Annotated in this window: 19 protein-coding genes; 11 read left to right on the forward strand and 8 right to left on the reverse strand. The window is 70.0% G+C overall.

Annotation, left to right across the window (positions count from 1 at the left end):
- Nucleotides 1-2 precede the first annotated feature (2 nt).
- Together Q0812_RS00810 and Q0812_RS00815 are read right to left on the reverse strand one after the other, a co-directional pair.
- Entirely contained in the window at nucleotides 3-3,194 is a 3,192-nt protein-coding gene (locus tag Q0812_RS00810) for an efflux RND transporter permease subunit (protein WP_302108390.1), read from the reverse strand.
- Nucleotides 3,194-4,372, reverse strand: a complete 1,179-nt coding sequence (locus Q0812_RS00815; RefSeq protein ID WP_302108391.1) for an efflux RND transporter periplasmic adaptor subunit — start codon at nucleotides 4,370-4,372, stop codon at nucleotides 3,194-3,196. Before Q0812_RS00815 ends, Q0812_RS00810 begins: the two co-directional genes overlap by 1 nt.
- 392 nt (nucleotides 4,373-4,764) lie before the next feature.
- Between Q0812_RS00815 and lepA the strand changes: the two genes are divergently transcribed.
- The 3 genes from lepA to Q0812_RS00830 all read left to right on the forward strand — a co-directional run bounded on the left by lepA (nucleotide 4,765) and on the right by Q0812_RS00830 (nucleotide 7,854).
- Nucleotides 4,765-6,570 carry a translation elongation factor 4 gene (lepA, locus tag Q0812_RS00820; protein WP_302108392.1) on the forward strand — a complete coding sequence of 602 codons (1,806 nt, stop codon included), beginning with the start codon at nucleotides 4,765-4,767 and terminating at the stop codon, nucleotides 6,568-6,570.
- An 85-nt stretch (nucleotides 6,571-6,655) separates the two neighbouring features.
- Nucleotides 6,656-6,862 carry a hypothetical protein gene (locus Q0812_RS00825; protein ID WP_302108393.1) on the forward strand — a complete coding sequence of 69 codons (207 nt, stop codon included), beginning with the start codon at nucleotides 6,656-6,658 and terminating at the stop codon, nucleotides 6,860-6,862.
- The gene (locus Q0812_RS00830) at nucleotides 6,862-7,854 is read left to right on the forward strand and encodes an HNH endonuclease (RefSeq protein ID WP_302108394.1); all 993 of its coding nucleotides are present in this window, start codon (nucleotides 6,862-6,864) and stop codon (nucleotides 7,852-7,854) included. The genes Q0812_RS00825 and Q0812_RS00830 overlap by 1 nt, the downstream gene beginning before the upstream one ends.
- 186 nt (nucleotides 7,855-8,040) lie before the next feature.
- Here Q0812_RS00830 and Q0812_RS00835 read toward each other — a convergent pair whose 3' ends face one another.
- Complete coding sequence (locus Q0812_RS00835; protein ID WP_302108395.1) at nucleotides 8,041-8,610, reverse strand: hypothetical protein; 570 nt, start codon at nucleotides 8,608-8,610, stop codon at nucleotides 8,041-8,043.
- A gap of 209 nt (nucleotides 8,611-8,819) precedes the next feature.
- Between Q0812_RS00835 and arr the strand changes: the two genes are divergently transcribed.
- Both arr and Q0812_RS00845 read left to right on the forward strand, forming a co-directional pair.
- A complete protein-coding gene (arr, locus tag Q0812_RS00840; RefSeq protein WP_302108396.1) occupies nucleotides 8,820-9,236 on the forward strand; it encodes an NAD(+)--rifampin ADP-ribosyltransferase in 417 nt (138 codons plus the stop codon).
- Nucleotides 9,237-9,282: 46 nt separating this feature from the next.
- Complete coding sequence (locus Q0812_RS00845) at nucleotides 9,283-9,990, forward strand: hypothetical protein (RefSeq protein WP_302108397.1); 708 nt, start codon at nucleotides 9,283-9,285, stop codon at nucleotides 9,988-9,990.
- A gap of 30 nt (nucleotides 9,991-10,020) precedes the next feature.
- Here the strand turns inward: Q0812_RS00845 and Q0812_RS00850 are convergent, their stop codons facing one another.
- Nucleotides 10,021-11,220, reverse strand: coding sequence for a phosphoglycerate kinase (locus Q0812_RS00850; protein WP_302108398.1), 1,200 nt, complete (start codon nucleotides 11,218-11,220; stop codon nucleotides 10,021-10,023).
- Nucleotides 11,221-11,292: 72 nt separating this feature from the next.
- The gene (locus Q0812_RS00855) at nucleotides 11,293-13,224 is read right to left on the reverse strand and encodes a M1 family metallopeptidase (RefSeq protein ID WP_302108399.1); all 1,932 of its coding nucleotides are present in this window, start codon (nucleotides 13,222-13,224) and stop codon (nucleotides 11,293-11,295) included.
- Nucleotides 13,225-13,314: 90 nt separating this feature from the next.
- On the opposite strand from Q0812_RS00855, the gene Q0812_RS00860 reads away from it, so the two are divergent.
- Together Q0812_RS00860 and Q0812_RS00865 are read left to right on the forward strand one after the other, a co-directional pair.
- Entirely contained in the window at nucleotides 13,315-14,457 is a 1,143-nt protein-coding gene (locus tag Q0812_RS00860) for an iron-containing alcohol dehydrogenase (protein ID WP_302108400.1), read from the forward strand.
- Nucleotides 14,454-15,926, forward strand: a complete 1,473-nt coding sequence (locus tag Q0812_RS00865) for an NAD-dependent succinate-semialdehyde dehydrogenase (RefSeq protein ID WP_302108401.1) — start codon at nucleotides 14,454-14,456, stop codon at nucleotides 15,924-15,926. Before Q0812_RS00860 ends, Q0812_RS00865 begins: the two co-directional genes overlap by 4 nt.
- 7 nt (nucleotides 15,927-15,933) lie before the next feature.
- Here Q0812_RS00865 and Q0812_RS00870 read toward each other — a convergent pair whose 3' ends face one another.
- On the reverse strand, nucleotides 15,934-16,590 hold the full coding sequence (locus Q0812_RS00870; RefSeq protein ID WP_302108402.1) for a CDP-alcohol phosphatidyltransferase family protein: 657 nt from the start codon (nucleotides 16,588-16,590) through the stop codon (nucleotides 15,934-15,936).
- A 62-nt stretch (nucleotides 16,591-16,652) separates the two neighbouring features.
- Here Q0812_RS00870 and Q0812_RS00875 point away from each other — a divergent pair, with 62 nt between their 5' ends.
- The 3 genes from Q0812_RS00875 to rsmD are packed head-to-tail and all read left to right on the forward strand — an operon-like array spanning nucleotide 16,653 to nucleotide 18,860.
- Nucleotides 16,653-17,621: a phosphatidate cytidylyltransferase gene (locus Q0812_RS00875; protein ID WP_302108403.1), complete on the forward strand. Its 969-nt coding sequence runs from the start codon at nucleotides 16,653-16,655 to the stop codon at nucleotides 17,619-17,621.
- On the forward strand, nucleotides 17,602-18,288 hold the full coding sequence (locus Q0812_RS00880; protein WP_302108404.1) for a lysophospholipid acyltransferase family protein: 687 nt from the start codon (nucleotides 17,602-17,604) through the stop codon (nucleotides 18,286-18,288). Before Q0812_RS00875 ends, Q0812_RS00880 begins: the two co-directional genes overlap by 20 nt.
- Nucleotides 18,285-18,860, forward strand: a complete 576-nt coding sequence (rsmD, locus tag Q0812_RS00885; RefSeq protein ID WP_302108405.1) for a 16S rRNA (guanine(966)-N(2))-methyltransferase RsmD — start codon at nucleotides 18,285-18,287, stop codon at nucleotides 18,858-18,860. Before Q0812_RS00880 ends, rsmD begins: the two co-directional genes overlap by 4 nt.
- Here the strand turns inward: rsmD and Q0812_RS00890 are convergent.
- Nucleotides 18,843-19,118, reverse strand: coding sequence for a YjhX family toxin (locus Q0812_RS00890; RefSeq protein WP_302108406.1), 276 nt, complete (start codon nucleotides 19,116-19,118; stop codon nucleotides 18,843-18,845). The genes rsmD and Q0812_RS00890 overlap by 18 nt on opposite strands.
- A gap of 157 nt (nucleotides 19,119-19,275) precedes the next feature.
- Here Q0812_RS00890 and Q0812_RS00895 point away from each other — a divergent pair, with 157 nt between their 5' ends.
- Nucleotides 19,276-20,298, forward strand: coding sequence for a Kelch repeat-containing protein (locus tag Q0812_RS00895; RefSeq protein WP_302108407.1), 1,023 nt, complete (start codon nucleotides 19,276-19,278; stop codon nucleotides 20,296-20,298).
- Here the strand turns inward: Q0812_RS00895 and mutL are convergent.
- Nucleotides 20,295-22,124 carry a DNA mismatch repair endonuclease MutL gene (gene mutL, locus Q0812_RS00900; RefSeq protein ID WP_302108408.1) on the reverse strand — a complete coding sequence of 610 codons (1,830 nt, stop codon included), beginning with the start codon at nucleotides 22,122-22,124 and terminating at the stop codon, nucleotides 20,295-20,297. The genes Q0812_RS00895 and mutL overlap by 4 nt on opposite strands.
- Nucleotides 22,125-22,230: the final 106 nt, after the last annotated feature.

Consider the following 22,230-nt stretch of genomic DNA (forward strand, 5'->3'; position numbering starts at 1 on the left):
GCCTAGCGCCGGGTCCGGTGCTCCTCCGGAATCTGGTGGTGAAGCATCTTGTCGAGCCTGCGCTCCAGCCGCGTCTTCACCCCGTCGATCAGGCTGAAGGCCGCCGGCACGAAGACCAGCGACAGGGCCGTCGAGGTGATCAGGCCGCCGATCACGGCGATGGCCATGGGGCTTCTGAACTCAGTCCCTTCGCCGAAGGCCATGGCGATCGGCAGCATGCCCAGACCCATGGCCATGGTGGTCATGATGATGGGCCTGGCCCGCTTCCTCGCCGCGTCGAGGATGGCGTCGTACTTGTTCATGCCCTCCTTCATGGCGATGATCGCGTAGTCCACCAGCAGGATCGAGTTCTTCGCCGCGATGCCGGTCAGCATGATGATGCCGATCAGGGCCGGCATGGACAGGCCGCGCCCGGTGATCAGCAGGGCGAAGAAGGCGCCGCCGAACGATACCGGCAAGGCCGCCAAGATGGTGATCGGGTGGAAGAAGCTGCGGAACAGCAGCACCAGCACGGCGTACATCAGCAGCACCCCGGTGATGATGGCGAAGGCGAAGCCTGAGAAAGTCTCCTGCAGGCTTTCCAGTTCGCCCGACACGGCCTGGCTCACGCCGTCCGGCAGGTTCTGCATGGCCGGCAGCTGCTGAACGGCGTTGTTGGCCTCGCCCAGGGTCGTGCCCGCCAGTTCGGCCGAGATGCGCGACACGCGCAGACGGTCATAGCGGTCGATCTGGTTGGGGCCCGCGCCGAAGGTGATGTCGGCCACCGAAGACAGGGGCACCGAGGCGCCCGAGGCCGTCGGCACGCGCAGATTGCGCAGCTGGTCCAGGTCGCCGCGCGTCTCTTCGGTCAGCATCACCCGGATCGGCACCTGGCGGTCGCCCAGGTTGAACTTGGGCAGCAGCTGGTCGGCGTCACCCAGTGTGGCCACGCGCGCCACCTGGCTGATGTCGGCGGTAGACACCCCTTGCAGGGCGGCCACGTCGGACTTGGGCGTAATCAGGATTTCCGGCCGCACCAGGGCGGCGGTCGAGACCACGTTGGCCAGACCGGGCAGCTCGCGCATCTGGCGCTCCACCGCGGCGGACGCCTCCTGCAGGGCTTCGCCGTCGTCGCCCACGAGGGAGATGGAGATCAGGCCGCCGCCGCCGCCCTCGACGCCGAACTGCACCCTGGCGCCGGGAATGGCCCGCAGCGCCGGACCCATCTCCTGCTCGAACTCCTGTTGGCGAAGGGAACGCTGGTTCTTGGGCACCAGGTTCACGGTCATGCTGGCGCGGCGCACCTCGCCCGCGCTGCCGCCGCCGCCGGGGCCGAAACTGACCGTGGCCGAGCCGATGGAGGCGTAGACGGAACGCACCTCGGGCCGTTCCGACAGGATGTTGGTGATGCGCTGCACCACCGCGTCCGTCTCCTCCAGGGTCGAGCCGGGCGGCAGCTGCACCGTCACGCTCGAGCGCGACACGTCCTCCACCGGGATGAACTCGCCCGGCAGTTGCGAGGCCAGGAACAGCGAGAAGATGAAGAACAGCGTGCCGCCGATCATCACCCACACGCGGTGGTCGAAGATGCGGAAGAGGAACTTGCGCTTGAGGAAGTTGCCCGTGCGCGCGTCGTGGTCGGCCTTCAGCTTGGCCGAGCTGGAGTTGCCCAGGCACCAGCGCAGGATGCGCTGGTAGCGCGGCATCCAGAAGGGCTCGTCGTGCTCCTTGCCGGGCTCGGCCTTCAGCCAGTAGGCGCCCATCAGGGGCGTCAGGGTCCGCGCCACCACCAGCGAGAAGAAGACGCTGACGCAGGTGGCGATGGCGAAGCTCTTGAAGAACTGGCCCACAACGCCCGGCATGAAGCCGGTGGGCGCGAACACGGCCAGCAGGGTCGCCGTGGTGGCGATGACGGCCAGGCCGATCTCGTCGGCCGCCTCCAGCGCCGCCGGATACGGCTTCTTGCCCTGGCGGATATGGCGGACGATGTTTTCGATCTCGACGATGGCGTCGTCGACCAGGATGCCCACCGTCAGCGACAGCGCCAGCAGGGTCACCACATTCAGCGACTGGCCCCACAGGTCCATGATCCAGAAGGTCGGGATCAGAGACAGCGGCATGGCCACGGCCGCGATCAGGGTGGCGCGCCAGTCGCGCAGGAACAGGAACACCACCGCGATGGCCAGGCCGGCGCCCAGCAGCAAGGCCTCCACGGAGGCGTGGAAGTTGTTGATGACGTCAGACGTCGTATAGGCCACCTGCTCGATGGTGATGTCGGCGCGCTCCTCGTCCAACGCCTCGATCTCTCTCAGGGTGCTCTCGTAGACGTCCAGCTCGGACGAGCCCTTGGAGCGCGAGATCGAGAAGGCCACCACTTCCTGGCCGTTGAAGCGGGCGCGGCCACGCTGTTCGGACCACTCGTCCACCACCTCGCCCAGGTCGCCCAGTCGGACGGTGCGGTTCCCGACCGGGATCAGGGTTTCACGCAGTTGCTCGACGGACTGGGCCGAGCCGACGGTGCGGATGGCCTGCTCCTCGCCGCCCACCTCGCCACGCCCGCCGGGCAGGTTGATGTTGGTGGCGCGCAGCTGGTTCGACACCGCCGCGGCCGTCACGCCCTGGGCCGCCAGGCGGGCGGGGTCCAGCTTGATCCGGATTTCGCGGTTGACGCCGCCGTCGCGGCTGACCTGGCTGACGCCGCTGACCGTCAGCAGTCGCTTGGCCACGGTGTTGTCGACGAACCAGGACAGCTCCTCTGGGCTCATGCCCGGCGCGCGCACCACATAGGTGGCGATCGGGATGGCCGTGAACTCAATGCGCTGGACGATGGGCTCCTGCACGTCCGCGGGCAGCTGCTGGCGCACGCTCGAAATGGCGTTGCGCACGTCGTTGGTGGCCTTCTCCAGGTCGACGCCCAGCTCGAACTCGACCGAGGTGGTCGAAACCGAGTCGTTGACGACCGACTGGATGTGCTTGACCTGGCCCAGACCGGCCAGGGAGTCCTCAACCAGGCGCGTGACCTGGGTCTCAAGCTCAGTCGGGGCGGCGCCCGACTGCACCACCGTCACCGCCACCACGGGCAGGTCCACGTTGGGGAAGTTGTTCACCGGCAGGCGGAAGTAGCTGATCACCCCCGCCAGGGTCAGCACGATGAACAGCAGGACGACCGGGATGGGATTCCGGATCGACCAGGAGGAAATGCCGTTGGCGTTCATCAGCCGGCCTTTTCAGCGGGTTGGGCCGCCGGGCGGGCCGCGGCCGCGGTGACGCGCACGGGGTCGCCTTCGCCCAGGAAGCCGGCGCCCTGCACGACCACGCGCTCGCCGGCCTGGACGCCCTGGACCGCCAGCAGATCGCCCTGGCGCGCGCCGGGCGTGACGCGCCGGAAGCTCACCGTGTTGTTCGCGCCGACCACGTAAACGCCGGGCTGGCCCTCGCGATAGACGATGGCGGTGGACGGAATGACCAGGGCGCCCGTGGCCCCCGCGTCGATCTGGGCGCGAGCGAACATGCCTGGGCGCAGGCCCGAACCCGCCGACAGCGAGATGCGCGCCACGCCCAGCCGCGACTGCGGATCCACCTCGGGGGTGACGATGCGCACCACGCCCGTGGCCGTGCCGGCCTCATCCGACGAGATGGTCGCCGTCATGCCGGGTCGAAGCAGCGGAAGCTCGGTCTCCGGCACCTGGGCGTCCAGCTCCAGCCGGCCGTCGCGGGTGATGCGGAACAGCTCGACGCCCGGCTGCACGATCTGGCCGCGCGTGACGCTGCGGCTGATGATTTGGCCGGACACGGGCGCGCGAATGGTGGTCTGGGCCACGCGGGCCGCCGTCTCTCCGCGCGCGGCCTCGGCCGCCTGCAGCCCCGCCTGGGCGGTGGCGGCGCGGGCCGTGGCCTGATCCAGCCCGGCCTGGGCCAGGAAGCCGCGCTCGCGCAGCTCGCGCGCTCGCGCCAGGGCCGCTTCGGACTCAGCCAGGGTGGCGCGGGCCGAAGCCACCTGGGCGTCCTGCTGGCGCAGTTGCGCGCGCAGCAGGGTGTCGTTCAGCTGCACCAGCGGCTGTCCCTGACGCACATAGCGCCCCTCGTCCACATAGACGGCGGTGGCCACCAGGCCGCCGGTCTCGGCGCCCACGGGCACCTCCTCCCAGGGCGACACCGTGCCCGAGGCGGTGATGACGCGCGGCAGCGGCGCCGAGATCACGGTCGCGGCGGTGACGGCCTGGGCCGAGCCGGGCCGCTCATCCGCCGCCGGGGCCGCTTTCTCGTCGTGCCCGCCGCCGCCGAGGATGATGAAAAGGGCGCCGATCAGAATCACGGCCAGCACGGCGGCGCCGATGATGATGTTGCGGCGGTTGAGCGGCCGGCGCGGGCGCCCTTGAAAGTCGATTGTCACGTCTGATCCCTCTGCGCCCGGCGAGCGGTCAAGCTGTCGGGTCCGCGTCATCTAAGAGCTGGTCGCAATAGCGCAAGGCCGCGCCCCCTGTCTCATACGGTTCCGTCACAATTCGCTACGGACTTGCGTTCTCAAGGACGCTGTGGCGCCTCGGATACCGACAGTCCCCGAAAAAATGTCCACGGTCCTGTGCGCGCCCCTATGATCAAGGACGCCTGGCGACCCCGGGTGCGCCGGTCGGTCTTTGACATCGCTATTCTGCGGGTCTGAAGAACCCGAACTGGCGCGGTTTGGCAGGGTTTGGCGCGGTTTGGCGCGGCGTTTTCGGGTCGGCGCCCTGCCAGAACGCACCGCATTGGCCGTGCGCCTGGGGCGTGCTACGGCCCGCGCCCATGACGACCCCGCTCGACCGCATCCGCAATTTCTCGATTGTCGCACACATTGACCACGGCAAGTCGACCCTGTCCGACCGGCTGATCCAGGTCACGGGCGGCCTGACCGCGCGCGAGATGACGGCGCAAGTCCTTGACAACATGGACATCGAGAAGGAGCGGGGGATCACGATCAAGGCCCAGACCGTGCGCCTGGACTACAAGGCCCGCGACGGCCAGTCCTATGTCCTCAACCTGATGGACACGCCGGGCCACGTGGACTTCGCCTACGAGGTCAGCCGCAGCCTGGCCGCCTGCGAGGGCTCGATCCTGGTCGTCGACGCCAGCCAGGGGGTCGAGGCCCAGACCCTGGCCAACGTCTATCAGGCCATCGACAACAACCACGAGATCGTGCCGGTCCTGAACAAGATCGATCTGCCGGCGGCCGACCCCGAGCGCGTGCGCGCCCAGATCGAGGACGTCATCGGCATCGACGCCAGTGACGCCATCGCCTGCTCGGCCAAGTCGGGCGTCGGCATCGAGGACGTGCTGGAGGCCATCGTCACCCGCCTGCCGCCGCCCAAGGGAGACGAGGCCGCGCCGCTGAAGGCCCTGCTGGTCGACGCCTGGTACGATCCGTACCTGGGCGTGGTGGTGCTGGTGCGCGTCTTCGACGGACGGCTGAAGGCCGGCCAGCAGATCCGCCTGATGCAATCGAAGGCCACCTACCGCGTGGACAAGGTCGGCGTCTTCAAGCCCAAGGCCACCGACGTGGACTCGCTCGGCCCGGGCGAGATCGGCTTCATCACCGCCCAGATCAAGGAGGTGGCCCACGCCGCCGTCGGCGACACCGTCACCGAGGAGAAGCGCCAGACCGACAAGCCGCTGACGGGCTTCAAGGAGGTGCAGCCGGTCGTGTTCTGCGGCCTGTTCCCGGTGGACGCCGCCGACTTCGAGGACCTGCGCGCCGCCATCGGCAAGCTGCGCCTGAACGACGCCAGCTTCTCCTACGAGATGGAGACCTCGGCCGCCCTGGGCTTCGGCTTCCGCTGCGGGTTCCTCGGCCTCCTGCACCTGGAGATCATCCAGGAGCGTCTGAGCCGCGAGTTCGACCTGGACCTGATCGCGACGGCGCCCAGCGTCGTCTACAAGATCACCATGACGGACGGGTCGGTGATCGACCTGCACAACCCGGCCGACATGCCCGATCCGGTCAAGATCGACGCCATCGCCGAGCCCTGGATCAAGGCCACCATCTTCACGCCCGACGAGTACCTGGGCGGCGTCATCAAGCTGTGCCAGGACCGCCGGGGCGAGCAGCGCGAGCTGTCCTACGTCGGCGCCCGCGCCATGGTGGTCTACGACCTGCCGCTGAACGAGGTGGTGTTCGACTTCTACGACCGGCTGAAGTCGGTCTCAAAGGGTTACGCCTCGTTCGACTACGAGATCGAGGGCTACCGCACCGGCGACCTGGTCAAGATGTCGATCCTGGTCAATGCCGAGCCGGTCGACGCCCTGTCGATGCTGGTGCACCGCGACCGGGCCGAGGCGCGGGGCCGCTCCATGGTCGAGAAGATGAAGGAGCTGATCCCCCAGCACCTGTTCCAGATCCCGATCCAGGCCGCCATCGGCGGGCGCATCATCGCCCGCGAGACGGTCCGGGCGCTGCGCAAGGACGTCACCGCCAAGTGCTACGGCGGCGACATCACGCGCAAGAAGAAGCTGCTGGAGAAGCAGAAGGAGGGGAAGAAGAAGATGCGCCAGTTTGGCAAGGTCGAAATCCCCCAGGAGGCCTTCATCGCGGCCCTCAAGATGGATGGGGATTGAGGGGGGGGGTAGTGCCGACGGTGGTCAGCGAACCGCTAGTCAAAGTCGTGGAGATGGGCGAACAATCCTTAACGCGGAGGATGCCATGTCGCTCGAAGGGTGGATCAAGGCTGTCGATCTTCAAATGCGCCGGGACTGGTGCATAGACAGTATCGACGCAGGCTTGTCCCCTGAAGAACTGAAGCGGTTTTGGGGCCACGGTGAGACGCCCGCTGAGTTCGTGGCGTGGTTCGCGAAGAAGCACGACCTGCTCAGGTTTGAGCAGCATCCGTTTCGGGTGCGCCCCCGCTGATGCCGGGCTATTGGTGGGTCAATCATAAGCAGACGCTTCGGCAGGAGATCGAAGGTGAGTACCTTTGGTCCCCAAAATTCGAGCGGAATGGCGCCCGAAGCCAATTCTACGACAACATGCGACTGGCCTCACCCGGCGATATCGTTCTGTCGTTCGCCAACGGCCAGATCGGCTCGATTGGCAGAGTCGCCGACTTCGCTATCACCGCGCCCAAACCGGAGGAATTCGGCTCAATCGGCGCTTATTGGGATCAGGAGGGCTGGTACCTCCCGGTATTCCGGACGCCCTTGCGGCCTCCCGTCCGTCCGAAGACACTGATTGACGAACTGAGCCCTCTCCTCCCCGAGAAGTATTCTCCCATTAGCCCAATGACTGGGAACGGAAACCAGAAGGCTTACCTCGCTAGCATCACACAGGACGTCTTCGAGCTACTTGTCGCGGCAACCGTTTTCAGGAGCGACGTCTTGATGAGCGGCGGTGGCAATAGCCTGACATATGAGGCCGTCGCCGAGCGCTTAGACGACGCAGTTCAGCGGGCGATCGAAAGAGATCCTGGGCTCGACACGACGATCAAGGACAAAGTCATACAGGCGCGACGCGGCCAAGGCGTGTTCAGAAAGTATGTGGAGGCGCGGGAGAGTGCGTGTCGTCTAACCGGGATCAGAAATCCGGCACTTCTCATCGCCAGCCACATCAAACCGTGGCGCGCGTGCAGAACAGCGAACGAACGGCTGGATGGCGCCAATGGACTGTTGCTGACACCGGACGCCGATCACCTCTTTGACCGAGGGTTCATCACCTTTAGCCCCTCAGGGCAGGTGATGGTGTCGCAGCGGGTGCCCGACGAGGACCTTAGGCGCCTGGGCTTCGAGCAACTCGTTCGGCAACGCTTTGGGGTGGCGGAAACACCGGCGGAATGGACCACCGACGGATTTCCAGAATCCGCGAACGATTACCTCGCCTACCATCGCAAGCAGGTCTTCGTGGCTTGATCAGCTGGCGGCGTCGGCCAAGAACCCCCCGTGAGTCTCTCGGCGGCCAGCATGCCGGGCTGGCGGGGCGGGTCAAGGATCGGCCCTGAAGGGCCGACCGGCGCGGCGCGCGCCTGACGCAGGCGCGCGTCCTTGACGCGCCGCCGCCGTCGCCCGGCGATGATCCTGCATGAGAGATTGGGCGGCTCAGGCCGGCATCTTCTCCAGCGCACGGGCGCCGCGAATGCTGGTGATCAAGAGGACGGCACCGGCGGTCTGAACTATCCAACTGAGCCCGGTCGTCCAGGCGGACGTCACGGTGGGTTGGTCGGCCGGCATGGGCAGGCCCATCAGGGGGAACAGATAAACCGACAGAGCGCCCAGCACGCCGACGAGTGTCCAGACAAGGATGATCGCTGGAATCCAGACGTTCGGCTGACGCCACTGAAGCACGGCCAGTCCCAGATAGAGGGCGACGAACAGAAAGCCCCAGATCAACACGGGCAGGAACATGCCCTCCGCCATCGCCGCCGTCATGGAAGCCACCGCATCAGCCTCCGCCGAAGAGACGCCCGGCGCTTCGACAGGCGCGCTCATCAAGGCGACAAAAGCGTCTCGGTTGAGGACCAGCTCGACCGAGCTCAGCAAGAGCACCAAGGCCGAAGCGACCAGCGAGATCGCGCCCCATCTGGCGGCGCGCAGCGCCGATGCTCGGGTGGCCGGCCTGACGAGCGGATTAGCGTCGGTCAGCCAGCCTTTCAGGTCGGATGAAGCCATGGTCGCGTTCTCCCCGACGCGACGTTAGGCAGGCCGTAAGGCGATGAAAAGGGCCCACCTCCGTAGCGCGGGGAAAGGCCGTCCGAAAACGGCGACCAACGCCCCCCGCCTGCCAGTGATCTGGGGAGAACAAAGTTCAGTTCAAGAATTGGCCGGCGGCGATTTTTGCGCCGTCATCCGCCCCCTGTTTTCTGAAGGGCGGAGCCTCCATGACCACCGATGACGCGCGCGCGACGCAGACCCTTTACCACGGCACGCGGGCGGACCTGGTCCCCGGCGACCTGATCCATCCGGGATACGCCCCCAATTTCGGCAGCCGCCCGGCGGCGGCCTTCGTCTATCTGACGGCGACGCTGGAGGCGGCCGCCTGGGGCGCCCAGCTGGCCCGGGCGCCGGGCCGCGAGCGCATCTATGTGGTCGAGCCGACCGGCCCCATTGAGGACGACCCGAACCTGACGGACAAACGGTTTCCCGGCAATCCGACCCTGTCCTACCGCAGCCGCCACGCCCTTCGCGTGGTGGCCGAGGTCGAACGCTGGACCCCGCATCCGCCCGCGCATGTGCAGGCCATGCGCGACCGGATGACCGAGCTGGAGCGCCAGGGCGTGGAGATCATCGAGGACTGAGGCGGGGACTTATCCACGCCGATCCGGGCCGGCGCAGACTGGCGGGATGAGCGACACAGACGCTGACGCGGACCCCGGCCCGGAGCCCGACGATCACGAGACGCGGCCCGCCCACTATCACCTGTCGCGGGCGACGTGGAAGATGATCCTAGACGAGTACAAGGCCGGGGCCACCGCGCCTTTTCTCGCCGCGAAGTGGAGAGTCTCGGTTCAGGCGATCCGGGCGCGCATCACGCGGCACAAGGCCACCAAGCGCGACTGGGGCGACGCCCAGGCCCTGGCGCAAGCCCAGGCGCGGGATGAGGCGCTGAGGGTCAAGGCCGAACGCTCGCCCAAGGCGCGCGCCGCCCGCCTGTTCGAGGGTCTGGTCGACGAAGCGGCCGGCCCCGGCGACGAAGCCACGCCCGCCGCCCTGATGCGCCAGGCGGTGATCGCCTCGGGCCGGGCCATGCATGGGCGGCTGTGGAACGAGGCCAGGGTGCTGTCGGGCCTGGCGGAGGCCTATGGCCGGCTGGCGCGGGCGCAGCGGGACGCGGGCCTTGGCCCCGACTGGGGGCCGCCCATGGACGCCCGGCGCGAGGACGAGATGCGCGAGGAACTGCTGCGGCGGCTGGCCCGCCGCGCCAAGGAGCTGAGGGCCGAACGGCGCGCCCAGGGCCTGCCGCCCTATGACCCGGATGAAGATGAAGACGAGGAGGACTGGGAGCAGAGCGAGGAGGCGGAGCGCGACGATGACGGGGTCGAGTGGCTGTGACGACGCCCTCGCGATCCCCGCCCTTGCACCCTAGCGCCTGAGCGCCTCGACCCCCGGCAGGACCTTGCCCTCCATCCACTCCAGGAAGGCGCCGCCCGCGGTGGAGACGAAGGTCATGTCCTTGGCCACGCCCGCGTGGTTCAGGGCCGCCACCGTGTCGCCCCCGCCGGCGACGGCGGTGATGGCGCCGGACCTGGCCAGCTGGGCCGCGGCCTGAGCGGCCTTGACCGTGGCGGCGTCGAAGGGCGGAACCTCGAACACGCCCAGCGGGCCGTTCCAGATCAGGGTGCGCGACAGGGCCATGGCCTTGGTCAGCCGCTCGACGCTGAGCGGGCCGGCGTCGAGGATCTTTTCGTCATCGCCGATCTCCTCGCGGGCCAGGACCGTGCGGGCCTCGGCGCCCGGCTTGACCTCTCGGGCCACGACCACGTCCTGGGGCAGCAGGATCTCGCAGCCCTTGGCCTCGGCCTCGGCCAGGATTTCGCGGGCCGTCTCGGCCATGTCCTTCTCGGCCAGGGAGCCGCCGATATCGACCCCTTGCGCGTAGAGGAAGGTGTTGGCCATGCCGCCGCCGATGGCCAGCCGGTCCAGCCGCCCGACCAGGTTCTTGAGCAGGTCCAGCTTGGTCGAGACCTTGGCCCCGCCGACGATGCCGATGACCGGCTTGACCGGCTTGCCGAGGGCGGCGTCCAGCGCCTCCAGCTCGCGGCGCATGGATTCGCCCGCATAGGCCGGCAGCAGGCGGGCCAGCCCCTCGGTGGAGGCGTGGGCGCGGTGCGCGGCCGAGAAGGCGTCGTTGACATAGAGGTCGCCCACCTCGGCCAGCTGGGCGGCGAAGGCGGGGTCGTTCTTCTCTTCGCCCTTGTGGAAGCGCACGTTCTCCAGCAGCAGCACGCCGCCCGGATCGAGGTCGGCCACGGCGGCCTTGGCGGCCTCGCCCACGCAGTCCTCGGCGAAGCGCACGGGCGCGCCCAGCAGGGCCTCCAGCGTCTCGACCACCGGGGCCAGGCTCATGGACGGCACGCGCTCGCCCTTGGGCCGGTCGAAGTGGGCCAGCAGCACCACCTTGGCGCCCAGGTCGCGCAGGCGCTGGATGGTGGGCAGGGCGGCGCGCAGGCGCGTGTCGTCGGTGACGCGCCCGTTCTCCATGGGCACGTTGAAGTCCACGCGGACGAGGGCGGCCTTTCCGGCCGCGGCGGAAAGATCGTCGAGGGTGCGGAAGTCGGTCATGGCGCGGCTCTATAGGCGGCCCGGGCCGAGGTGAGAAGGGCGGGAGGCGCGCTCCCGCCCCTTAGACGGGTATCAGCCGGTCCAGCCGACGATGCCGTCCACCGTGCCGGTGGTGACCGAGTGATAGCCCGGCCGCGCCTGGGCGTAGATGCGCCGGGCGATGGGCTGGCCCCAGTCGCCCTGGTTCATCAGGCTCTGGAACAGGGGGGCGATGAACTTGCGCCGGCCCTGACTGGTCAGGAACTGCTCCAGCGAGGGCAGGGCGGGCTCATAGCGGTTGCGCACGGCGATCTGCAGCCAGGCGAAGCGCACCTCGCTGTTGCCGGCCTGGGACAGGCCCAGCGTGCGGTCCAGGTCCGCCAGCTGGGCGGCGGTCAGCTGCTGGGGCAGGGCGCCCAGGAAGTGCTGACGCTCCTGGGTCGACCAGTTGGACCAGGTCACGGCCGAGGCGGGGCCTCCGGCGGCGAAGGCCTGGGCCTGGGCGTCCACGGCCGCGAAGGCGCCGGACTGCGGGACCTGGGCGAAGGCGGGCACGCCCGGCTGGTGGATCCAGGCGTCGAAGCCGATGCGGCGCTCCCAGTCCTGATTGCCGCGGATCAGGTTCTCGCGGATGTCCGCCACGAAGCCCGCCGTGGTGATGGGCTGGAAGGCGCGGCGGTCGAAGTAGGAGCGCATCCAGCGGTCGAAGTTCTCACGGCCCACCACGCTTTCGATGTGGCGGAGGAAGGCCGCGCCCTTTTCATAGGCGATGTCGCTCATGCCCTCGTCGGGGTCGCGCCCGGCCAGCTCGAGCTGGAGCCGCTCGTCGGCCTCGGGCGTATCGGCGATGGTCTCGTGCAGGTCGCGCCAGCCCAGGGACTGCAGCATCAGCGCCCGCTCACGGCCGTACATGGCCTCCATGATGCGGTTCTCGAAATAGGTGGTGAAGCCCTCGTTGAGCCAGAAGTCGTCCCACACCGCGTTGGTGACCAGGTTGCCCGACCAGCTGTGCGCCAGCTCGTGCGCCACCAGCGAGACCAGCGAACGGTCGCCGGCGACGATGGTCGGCGTGGCGAAGGTCAGGCGCGGGTTCTCCATGCCGCCGAACGGGAAGGAGGGCGGCAGGATGAGCAGGTCGTAGCGGCCCCAGCGGTAGGGGCCGTAGATGCCCTCGGCCACCTCGACCATGCGCTCCAGATCGGCGAACTCGTGCGCCGCCTCGGCCAGGCGCGACGGCTCGGTGTAGACGCCCGTGCGGGGTCCCAGCGGCTGGAAGGCGATGTCGCCGACCGCGATGGCCATCAGATAGGGCGGGATCGGATTGTCCATGCGGAAGCGGTAGGCCTTGCGGCCGCCGGGCGCCGGCTCGCCCTCGGGCGTCAGCATCTCGGCGCTCATGACCGCGCGCAGCTCGGCAGGCACGGTGATGCGCGCCGTATAGGTCTGGCGAATGCCGGGGCTGTCCTGGGTCGGAACCCAGGTGCGGGTCAGGATGGCCTGGCCCTGGCTGAACAGGAACGGGTGCTGGCCGCCCGCCGTCTGGGACGGGCTGAGCCACTGCAGGGCCGCCGCGTCGGGACGGGTGGCGTAGTCGACCTCGACCCGGTGCGTCCCGCCGCCGGGCAGCGGGATGTGCAACGGCCGTCCCAGGATGGCGTCGGACTGGCCCAGGCGATGCTGGACGGGGCGACCGTCCACGCGCACCGCGCGGATGTCCATGTTGCGGACGTCGAGGATGACCTCGTTCGCCCCCTCGGCGGCGCGCACGTTCAGGGTCGCCGTCCCGGCCAGGGTCTTGGCCTGGAAGTCGGCGTTGAGGTTCAGGTCCACGTGGGTGACGGCGGCGATCTCGGGCCGGGCGTAGGAGTGGACATCGCGGACGTAGGACGGCTGGGCCGGCGCCTCTGGCGCGGCGGGCGGCGTCTCAGGGGCGCCAATGCCGGGCAGGCTGGCGCAGGCCGACAGCGAAAGGGCGGAGCAGGCGGCGAGCAGCAGGCCAGGGCGAATATGGGCCGAGCGGGTCATAGCGTTTCCTCTTCGCTTCGTGCGAATTTTGCGCCCGACATAGCCCCGCCCGCCCGTCGGCGCTATCCCTTCGAGACCGGAGGAGCCGCCATGCCCTATGTCTGTCACCCCGCGCCGCGCCTGATCGTCGAGGACGGCGGCGTGTCGCGCCTGGGCGACCTGGCGAAGGAGCTGGGCGGAACAAGGGTCCTGCTGGTGACGGACGCGGGGCTCGTGGCGGCGGGTCTGGCCGCACGGGCCGAGGCCGCCCTGACCGGGGCCGGTCTTCCGGTCGCCGTCTTCGATGGGGTGGAGCCCGACCCTTCGTGGGGCTCGATCCAGCGCGCCGTCGATCTATCGCAAGATGAGGGCTGCGACCTGATCGTGGGGTTCGGCGGCGGCTCGTCCATGGACACGGCCAAGGTGGTCGCCCTGGCCCGCGCGGACCGCGACGTGGACGCCGTCATGGCGCTGAACGACGACGGCGGGGGCCGTCTTGCGATGATCATGGTTCCGACCACCGCCGGCACGGGATCGGAGGTCACCCCCATCGCCGTCGTCACCACGCCCACGCACGAGAAGGTGGCGGTGAACCATCCCATCGCCGTCGCCGACATCGCCCTGCTGGACGCCGAGCTGACCCTGGGCCTGCCCACCCGCGCCACGGCCATGACCGGCATCGACGCCGTGGTGCACGCGGTCGAGGCCTACACCACCCGCCTGCGCAAGAACCCGGTCTCTGACGCCCTGGCGCGCCAGGCCCTGCGCCTGCTCAGCGGCAATCTGCGCCAGGTGCTGGCCGAGCCCGGCGACGTGGCGGCGCGGCGCGCCATGCTGGAGGGCGCAATGCTGGCGGGGCTGGCTTTCACCAACGCGCCGGTGGGGGCCGTGCACGCCCTGGCCTATCCGCTGGGCGGGCATTTTGGCGTGCCGCACGGCCTGGCCAATGCGCTGGTCTTCCGACAGGTGCTGGAGTTCAACGCCCCGGCGTGCGGCCATCTGTATGCGGAGCTGGCGGCGGACCTGCCCGCCGACCTGACCGGCGGCGATCTGTCGGCCGAGGGCTTCATCCGCGGGATCGACCGCCTGCTGGATGCGTTGCCGCTGGAGCGCCGCATCACCCTGATGGGCGTGGCCGAGACGGACGTGCCAATGATGGCGGCCGACGCCATGAAGATCGAGCGCATCCTGGTCAACAACGCCCGCCCCATGACCCATGAGGCGGCCGAGAGCCTGTACCGGAGCGCGCTTTGATCTCGCTGAAGCTGGACCGCCCTGACCTGATCCGCACCGGCGCCTATATCGGCGGGCAGTGGATCACCGACGGCCCGACCTTCAAGGTGCAGAACCCCGCCGACGGCTCGGTGGTGGCCGAGGTGCTGGACGGCGGACCCGAGCTGGCGCGCCAGGCGGCGGACGCGGCCGCCGAGGCCTTCGAGACCTGGCGCAAGGCCCTGCCCAAGACCCGCTCGGACCTCCTGCGCCGCTGGTTCGATCTGGTGACCCGGCACGCCGAGGACCTGGCCCGCCTGATGTCTCTGGAGCAGGGCAAGCCGCTGTCCGAAAGCCGCGCCGAGATCGCCTACGGCGCCGGCTACATCGAGTGGTTTTCCGAGGAGGCGCGCCGGAACGGCGGCGACGTCATTCCCCGCAACAAAGACGGGCGCGAGATGTTCGCCCTGACCGAGCCGCTGGGCGTGGCGGCGGTGGTCACGCCCTGGAACTTCCCCAACGCCATGATCGCGCGGAAGATGGCCCCGGCCATCGCGGCGGGCTGCACCGTGGTGGGCAAGCCGGCGGCGGACACGCCCCTGTCGGCCCTGGCCCTTGCGGCCCTGGCGGAAGAGGCGGAGTTCCCGCCGGGCCTGCTGAACCTGGTGCCCGCCGCGCACGGCAATGCGCGGGGCGTGGTCCAGGCCTGGCAGGACGACATGCGGGTCCGGAAGCTGTCCTTCACGGGTTCGACCCAGACGGGCCGCAAGCTGGCCGAGGCGGCCGCGCCGACCCTGAAGCGGCTGTCGCTGGAGCTGGGCGGGGATGCGCCCTTCATCGTCCTCGACGACGCCGATCTGGACGTGGCCCTCCAGGCGCTGAAGGCGGCCAAGTTCAGGAACGGCGGCCAGGCCTGCACCGCCGCCAACCGCGTGCTGGTGCACCGCGACGTCCAGGACGCCTTCGTCGCCCGCATCGAGGCCCTGATCGACGGGCTTAAGGTCGGCCCCGCCACGGACCCTGAGGCCGAGATCGGGCCCCTGATCCATCAGGACGCCGTGGCCAAGGTGGAGCGGCTGGTGGGCCAGGCTATCGAGGCCGGGGCGCAGCTGCGGCGCGGCGGCCGCGTGCATCCCCAGCTGGGCGGGACCTTCTACGCGCCGACCCTGCTGACCGGCGTCACGGCGGAGATGGAGATTTCCCGCACCGAAGTCTTTGGTCCGGTCATCGCGCTGCAGACCTTCGCCGATGAAGCGGAGGCCATCCGCATGGCCAACGACACCGAGTACGGCCTGGCCGCCTATCTGTTCTCGAAGGACGCCGGGCGCTGCTGGCGCATGACCCGCGCGTTGGAGTTCGGCGTGGTCGGCGTGAACGAGGGGCTGGTCTCCACCGAGGTCGCGCCCTTCGGCGGGGTCAAGCAGTCCGGCTACGGCCGCGAAGGCTCGATCCACGGCCTTAGCGAGTACCAGTCGCTGAAATACGTCTGCTTCGGCGGCATCGGCGACTGACGCTCCGTTACTGAGACAGCCGCTCCGCCAGCCGGCGCGTGCGGTTGGCCACGGTCAGCGCCGTCAGGGCCGCGATCACCATCAGGCCGAGCATGAGGGCGTGGCCCTTGAAGCCCGCCAGCGGCTCAATGAGGGCGCCGGCGATGGCGATGTTCAAAAGGCCCATGCGCAGGGGCTTGGCGGCCGGCCCGGCGAAGTCGGTTTGGCCGCTGAGTGACCGGCCCAGCTCGCGCACATAGGCGGTCAGTACCGCCAGGAGCGCCGCCAGCCAGCCCAGCGCCGGGCCCCACTGGGGCGCCAGCACCGCGGCGCCATAGCCCGCGCCCACCAGCAGAAGCGCGTCGGCCAGACGGTCCGGCAGCTCATTCCAGATGGGGCCGGTGGGCGAGCCCCTGGCCTGCTCCACGGCGATCAGCCCGTCCAGCACGTTGCAGAGCAGCCGCCCGTTGACCCCGATCAGGGCCAGGACGAGCCAGAGGATGCGCGCGCCGCCCGCGGCCTCGCCGCTCTGGGCCAGGGCCCAGCCGCCCAGCGCCGCCAGCACGACCGAGGCGGCCGACACCGCGTTGGCCGAGACCCCCAGCCGCGCCAGGGTGAAGGCCGTGTGGGAAATGGCCGGCAAGCCGCGCGCCTTCACAGGCCGGCGATGTTCAAGGTCCTGCATGGCGGGCTCCGCGCGATTCAGCCATTGTCAGGCTTAGCGATCCCCCCGCCCGGAGGCGAGCCTTGTCCTTATCCGCCTTCCCGATCCCGATGGATGCGCCTGAGCCCCTGGTCTGGGGTCTGGCAGGGGTATTGGGCGTGCTGCTGCTGGGGACGGCGGCGGCGCTTCTCATGCCCAGGCTCAAGCCCGGGGCCGACCACGGCGAGCTGCGCAAGAGGGTGGCCTCCTGGTGGGTGATGATCCTGCTGATCGCGGCGGCGCTGCTGGCCGGGCGGACGGCGGTGATCGCCCTGTTCGCCCTGATCTCGTTCCTGGCGCTGAGGGAGTTCCTGTCGCTGGCGCCCTTGCGGCGAGAGGACCGGCTGGTCCTGCTGTTCGCCTTTCTGACCATCCCGGTCAGCTACGCCCTGATCGGGACGCGGCTCTATCTGATATATCTCGTGGCGGCGCCGGTGTGGTTCTTCCTTCTGGCCTCGTTCCTGATGTGCGTCATCGGCCAGACCAAGGGTTACCTGGCCCGGGCCGCGATCATCCAGTGGGGCGTGCTGGGCTGCGTCTATGCGCTGGGCTATGGCGCCATGCTGATGAACGTGCCCGAGGCCGAGCTGCCGGTCGCGGGCGCGGCGGGGCTGGTCTTTTTCCTGCTGGTCATGACCGAGCTGAACGACGTGCTGCAATACGTCTGCGGGCGGCTGTTCGGACGCCACAAGGTCATTCCGGCGGTCAGTCCCAACAAGACCTGGGAGGGTCTGATCGGGGGCTGGGTCCTGACCGGGGCGTTGATCTGGCTGCTGGCGCCGGTCTTCACACCGCTGGAAGGGGTCGGCAGGCTGGCCATGGCCTTTGGTCTGCCCCTGGCGGGCTTCGCGGGCGACGTGACGCTTTCGGCCATCAAGCGGGACCTGGGGGTCAAGGACGCCTCGGGCCTAATCCCCGGTCATGGCGGCGTGCTGGACCGGGTCGACAGCCTGGTTTTCACCGCCCCCTTCTTCTTCCACGTGCTGGCCTTCTATGCCCTCGACAGCTTCTGAGCCCGGCTGGCTGAGGCTGGTGTTCCTCAGGGCCGTGGCGCGGCCCCTGGCCCTGCTGATGACCGGCGCGGACGTCATGCATCGCGGGCGGTTGCCCAAGAGCGGCCCGGCCATCCTGGCGGCCAATCACAACAGCCATGTGGACACGCTGCTCCTGCTGTCGGTGTTCGATGCGCGGACCGTGGGCAAGGTCAGGCCCGTGGCGGCGGCGGACTACTTCCTGTCCAATCCGGTGCTGTCGTGGTTCTCGCGGCGGCTGGTGGGGATCACGCCCATCGCGCGCAAGGTCCAGCGCGGCGAGGATGTGTTGGCGCCCGCCAAGGCGGCGCTCGACGCCGGCGAGATCGTGCTGGTCTTCCCCGAGGGCTCGCGCGGCCAGGCCGAGGCGCTGGGGCCGCTGAAGGGCGGGGTGGCCAGGCTGGCCGAAGCCTATCCCGACGCGCCGCTGATCCCGGTCTGGATACAAGGGGCGGGCCGCGTCCTGCCCAAGGGGGCGCACCTGCCGGTGCCGCTGACCTGCTGCGTGGTCGTTGGCGAGCCCGTCAGCCGCGAGGGCGGCAGGCCAGAGGTCATGGCGCGGCTGAAGGCGGCGCTGGAGGCCCTGCGCGATGAGGCGCCGCCGCTGCGCTGGCGCGAGGAGGAGACTGCGCTAGAAGACGGCGCATGAGGATCATCTCGGGCGAGTTCAGGGGCCGGGCGCTGCAGGCGCCGGAGGGGCGCAACACGCGGCCCACCAGCGACCGCGCGCGCCAGGCCGTGTTCAACGTGCTGGAGCACGCCGCCTGGGCGCCGGAGCTTCAGGGCGCGCGGGTCATCGACCTATTCGCGGGCTCGGGCGCGCTGGGGTTCGAGGCCCTGAGCCGGGGCGCGGCCTTCTGCCTGTTCGTGGAGACGGATGAGGCGGCCCGAGGCGCCATCCGGGACAACATGGACGCCTTCGGCCTGTTCGGCCGCTGCCGGGTGCATCGGCGGGACGCGACGGATCTGGGCGTCAGGCCGGGTTCGGCGGGCGAGGCCTTCGGGCTCGTTTTCCTCGATCCGCCCTATGGGCTGGGCCTGGGCGAAAAGGCGCTGGTCCGGCTGATCGAGGGCGGCTGGATCACCGAGGACGCGGTGGTGGTCTATGAGCGCGGCGCCGACGAGCCCGACATCGAGACGCCCGGCTACGAGCGGCTGGACGCGCGCGACTACGGCGCCGCGCGCGTCCTCTTCCTCAAGCGGTCACCAGCGGCGGGCTGAGACCCGGTTGTCCAGCTGGCTGCGCAGGCGCGCCAGCCCCTCGCGATTGATGCGGTAGGGGCCGCCGCCGTGCGAGGCGATCAGACCCTTACGCTTCAGCTTGCGCCACACCGACAGGGTGCAGTCGCCGAGCCGCAGGCCGTCCCGCGTCATGCAGACGGCTTCGAGGATGCGGCCGAAGGCGTCGCGCTCCAGAAGGATGCCGCCGCCCTGGGCCAGCACGTGCAGCGTCCGCTGCTCCGCGCGTGAGATGTTCATGGGAGTGTCCGGTAAAAGGCGTGACAGGTCGCGCCGGGCCGATCAGGCTTCCGGCGGGCGGGTCAGAGGCGTTTCACAGACGACGCTGCGAAGGCCTCAGGCCTGTCGCGCAATCTCGGACATGGACTTCCCGTTGGGTTTGCCGCTTTCCTTTAGCTTGGCCGCTGCGAACGAGGAAGCCATGCTGGACCGCCGCCAGATGATGATCGCCTCGGGCGCGGCCCTGGCCCTGCCCGGCGCCGCCTGCGCGCAAGAAGGCTGGCGCCCTCGCGCGTCCCTGCCCTGGACCGTGCAGGAGATATACGCCGCCGTGCACCGGGGCCGCATCGTCACGGCGGGCGGCCTGGCGCGCGGGGCCCAAGGCCTGCGCATCGAGGACCGCACCGGCCTCTACGACCCCGCCGCCGACGCGTGGAACGAAGGCCCGCGCCTGCCCGAGGCGCGGCACCACCCCATGATCGTCGAGGCGGCGGGGCGGCTGTTCGCCTTCGGCGGCTACCGGCGCGGCCAGGGCGACTGGACCGCCACCAATACGGCCTGGGAGCTGACGGACGCGGGCTGGACCCCGGCCCCGGCCATGCCCGGACCCCTGTGCGAGACGGTGGGCGTGGGCCTGAACGGCCGCGTCCACCTGGCCACGGGCCGCTCGCCCATCGGCGCCGCCAACGCCCAGTGGCAGGACCAGGGCGACGTGGACGTGCACTGGGTCTTTGATCCTGCCGCCGGCCGGTGGGAGACGGCCCGGCCCAATCCCATGGCCAGGAACAGCGCGGCGGGCGCGGTGCTGGACGGCGCCTTCTGGGTCGCGGGCGGGCGTACGGTGAACGGCGGAGGGACGGGACGGCTGGACCGCTATGATCCGGGCGGCGACCGCTGGGATACGCTGGCGCCCATTCCCCGCTCGCCCGGCGGCCAGCAGGTGGGCGGGGGCCTCGCCATGGCGGCGCGGGGCGGCAAGCTGGTCGCCTTCGGTGGCGAGTGGTTCTCAGGGCAGGGCGGCGGGGTCTTTCCCGAAACCTGGATCTATGACCCGGCCAGGGACGTGTGGGAGCGCGGCCCGGACATGCGCACGCCGCGTCATGGGCTGGCGGCGGGCGAGGTGGGCGGCGTCATCTACGCCATCGCCGGCGGCGAGGTGGTCTCGGGCGGCCGCGCGGGGGGCGTGGTGGAGGCGCTCTAGCGCCGCCCGAACAGCCGTTCGATATCGGCCAGCTTGAGCTCCACATAGGTGGGGCGGCCGTGATTGCACTGGCCAGAGTGGGGCGTGGCCTCCATCTGGCGCAGCAGGGCGTTCATCTCCTCCGCCGTCAGCCGGCGGCCCGCGCGGATGGAGTGGCGGCAGGCGTGGTCCGCCCCCACCTCGGCCAGCCGCTCGGGCAGGGACAGGGCCTTGCCCGTTTCGGCCAGATCATCGGCGATGTCGCGAACCATTCCGGCGATGTCGAACTCGCCCAGCGCCGCCGGGGTCTCGCGCACCAGCACCGCGTCGCCGCCGAAGGGCTCGATGACCAAACCCAGCCCCGCCAGCTCATCCGCCGCGTCGGCCAGGCGCGCCGCCTCGGCGGGCTCCAGCTGCACGATCTCGGGCGTCAGCAGAGCCTGCCGCGCCACCCGTCCCTCGGCCTGTTGCGTCTTGATCCGCTCATAGACAAGGCGCTCGTGCGCGGCGTGCTGGTCCACCAGGACGAAGCCGTCCCGCGTTTGAGCCAGGATGTAGGTCTCGTGGATCTGGGCCCGCGCGGCGCCCAGCGGAAAGTCCTGAAGGGGGCGATCCTCGGGGGCGGGGACCGAGGGCGCATACTCGACCTCCACCTCCATGCGGGCGCTGACCTCGGCCACGCCGGGCAGGCTGGATGTGGAGGCAGGCGGCGCGCTCCAGCCGGTCCAGCCGCTGTAGCCCGACGCGGACGGTTGGGCCGGGCGCCATGCCGGGGCGCCCCGGGGCGCGAAGCCGGCCAGGGCCGCCTGGGCCGTGGTGGTCGAGGCGCGATTGGCCTCCGCCGCCAGGGCGTGCTTCAGCCCGCCCACGATCAGGCCGCGCACCAGGGCCGGGTCGCGGAAGCGCACCTCGGCCTTGGCCGGATGCACGTTCACATCCACCGACAGGGGATCGACGTCCAGATAGAGGGCCGCCACCGGGTGCCGGTCCCGCGCCAGGAAGTCGGCGTATGCCCCCCTCAGCGCCCCCTGCAGCAGGCGGTCGCGCACCGGGCGGCCGTTGACGAACAGGTACTGGTGGGCGCCGTTGCCCCTGGAAAAGGTCGGCAGGCCCGCATAGCCCGTCAGCAGCAGGCCCTCGCGCGCCTGATCGATGAGGACGGCGTTCTCGGAGAAGGCGCGGCCCAGGACCGCCTCAAGCCGCGCCAGACGGCCGTCGTGACCGTGCGGCTCCGCCGGCAGGCGCAGGATGGTCTTGCCGTCCAGCTCGAGCGTGAAGGCCACGGTCGGATGGGCCATGGCCTGGCGTTTGATCTCCTCGGTCACGGCCATGGCCTCGGCGCGCTCGGACTTCATGAACTTCAGCCGCGCGGGCGTGGCGTAGAATAGGTCGCGCACCTCGACCCGCGCGCCGTGCGGGCCGGGGAAGGGCGCGGGGCCGACCCGCCCGACCGCGCCGCCTTCGATGCGCAAGGCATGGCCCTCGCCGCCCGCCGTGCGCGAGGTCAGGGTCAGCCGGGCCACCGAGCCGATGGAGGGCAGGGCCTCGCCCCGAAAGCCCAGCGAGCCGATGCGCAGCAGGTCCACGTCGCCGGCGTCGTCCGGCTCCAGCTTGGAGGTGGCGTGGCGCTCGACCGCCAGCGGCAGCTCGTCGGGGCCCATGCCCTTGCCGTCGTCGGCCACCAGGATGCGCGACAGGCCGCCGCCGTCCACCTGCACCTCGATGCGGGTCGCCCCGGCGTCCAGGGCGTTCTCGACCAGCTCCTTGACCGCGCTGGCCGGGCGCTCGACCACCTCGCCGGCGGCGATGCGGTTGACGACCTCGGGGGGCAGGCGGCGGATGGGCATGGCGACTCAGGGAGCTCGGGACCAGAGCCTAGCGGATCAGGCCCGGTCCCGTAACGGAAACGGCCGCCGGGTCGCCCCGACGGCCGTTGATAAATAGGCGCTGAAG

Origin of the sequence: Peiella sedimenti (assembly GCF_030504955.1) — a bacterium.
Classification (GTDB): domain Bacteria; phylum Pseudomonadota; class Alphaproteobacteria; order Caulobacterales; family Caulobacteraceae; genus Brevundimonas; species Brevundimonas sedimenti.

Coding starts and splice junctions, on each gene's coding strand:
- Q0812_RS00855 (WP_302108399.1), bottom strand. CDS start 13,224: ATGACCCGCTCGGCCCATATTCGCCCTGGCCTGCTGCTCGCCGCCTGC.
- Q0812_RS00845 (WP_302108397.1), top strand. CDS start 9,283: ATGAGCGACACAGACGCTGACGCGGACCCCGGCCCGGAGCCCGACGAT.
- Q0812_RS00890 (WP_302108406.1), bottom strand. CDS start 19,118: ATGAACATCTCACGCGCGGAGCAGCGGACGCTGCACGTGCTGGCCCAG.
- mutL (WP_302108408.1), bottom strand. CDS start 22,124: ATGCCCATCCGCCGCCTGCCCCCCGAGGTCGTCAACCGCATCGCCGCC.
- Q0812_RS00835 (WP_302108395.1), bottom strand. CDS start 8,610: ATGGCTTCATCCGACCTGAAAGGCTGGCTGACCGACGCTAATCCGCTC.
- Q0812_RS00880 (WP_302108404.1), top strand. CDS start 17,602: ATGCCCTCGACAGCTTCTGAGCCCGGCTGGCTGAGGCTGGTGTTCCTC.
- Q0812_RS00830 (WP_302108394.1), top strand. CDS start 6,862: ATGCCGGGCTATTGGTGGGTCAATCATAAGCAGACGCTTCGGCAGGAG.
- rsmD (WP_302108405.1), top strand. CDS start 18,285: ATGAGGATCATCTCGGGCGAGTTCAGGGGCCGGGCGCTGCAGGCGCCG.
- Q0812_RS00825 (WP_302108393.1), top strand. CDS start 6,656: ATGTCGCTCGAAGGGTGGATCAAGGCTGTCGATCTTCAAATGCGCCGG.
- lepA (WP_302108392.1), top strand. CDS start 4,765: ATGACGACCCCGCTCGACCGCATCCGCAATTTCTCGATTGTCGCACAC.
- Q0812_RS00850 (WP_302108398.1), bottom strand. CDS start 11,220: ATGACCGACTTCCGCACCCTCGACGATCTTTCCGCCGCGGCCGGAAAG.
- arr (WP_302108396.1), top strand. CDS start 8,820: ATGACCACCGATGACGCGCGCGCGACGCAGACCCTTTACCACGGCACG.
- Q0812_RS00860 (WP_302108400.1), top strand. CDS start 13,315: ATGCCCTATGTCTGTCACCCCGCGCCGCGCCTGATCGTCGAGGACGGC.
- Q0812_RS00810 (WP_302108390.1), bottom strand. CDS start 3,194: ATGAACGCCAACGGCATTTCCTCCTGGTCGATCCGGAATCCCATCCCG.
- Q0812_RS00870 (WP_302108402.1), bottom strand. CDS start 16,590: ATGCAGGACCTTGAACATCGCCGGCCTGTGAAGGCGCGCGGCTTGCCG.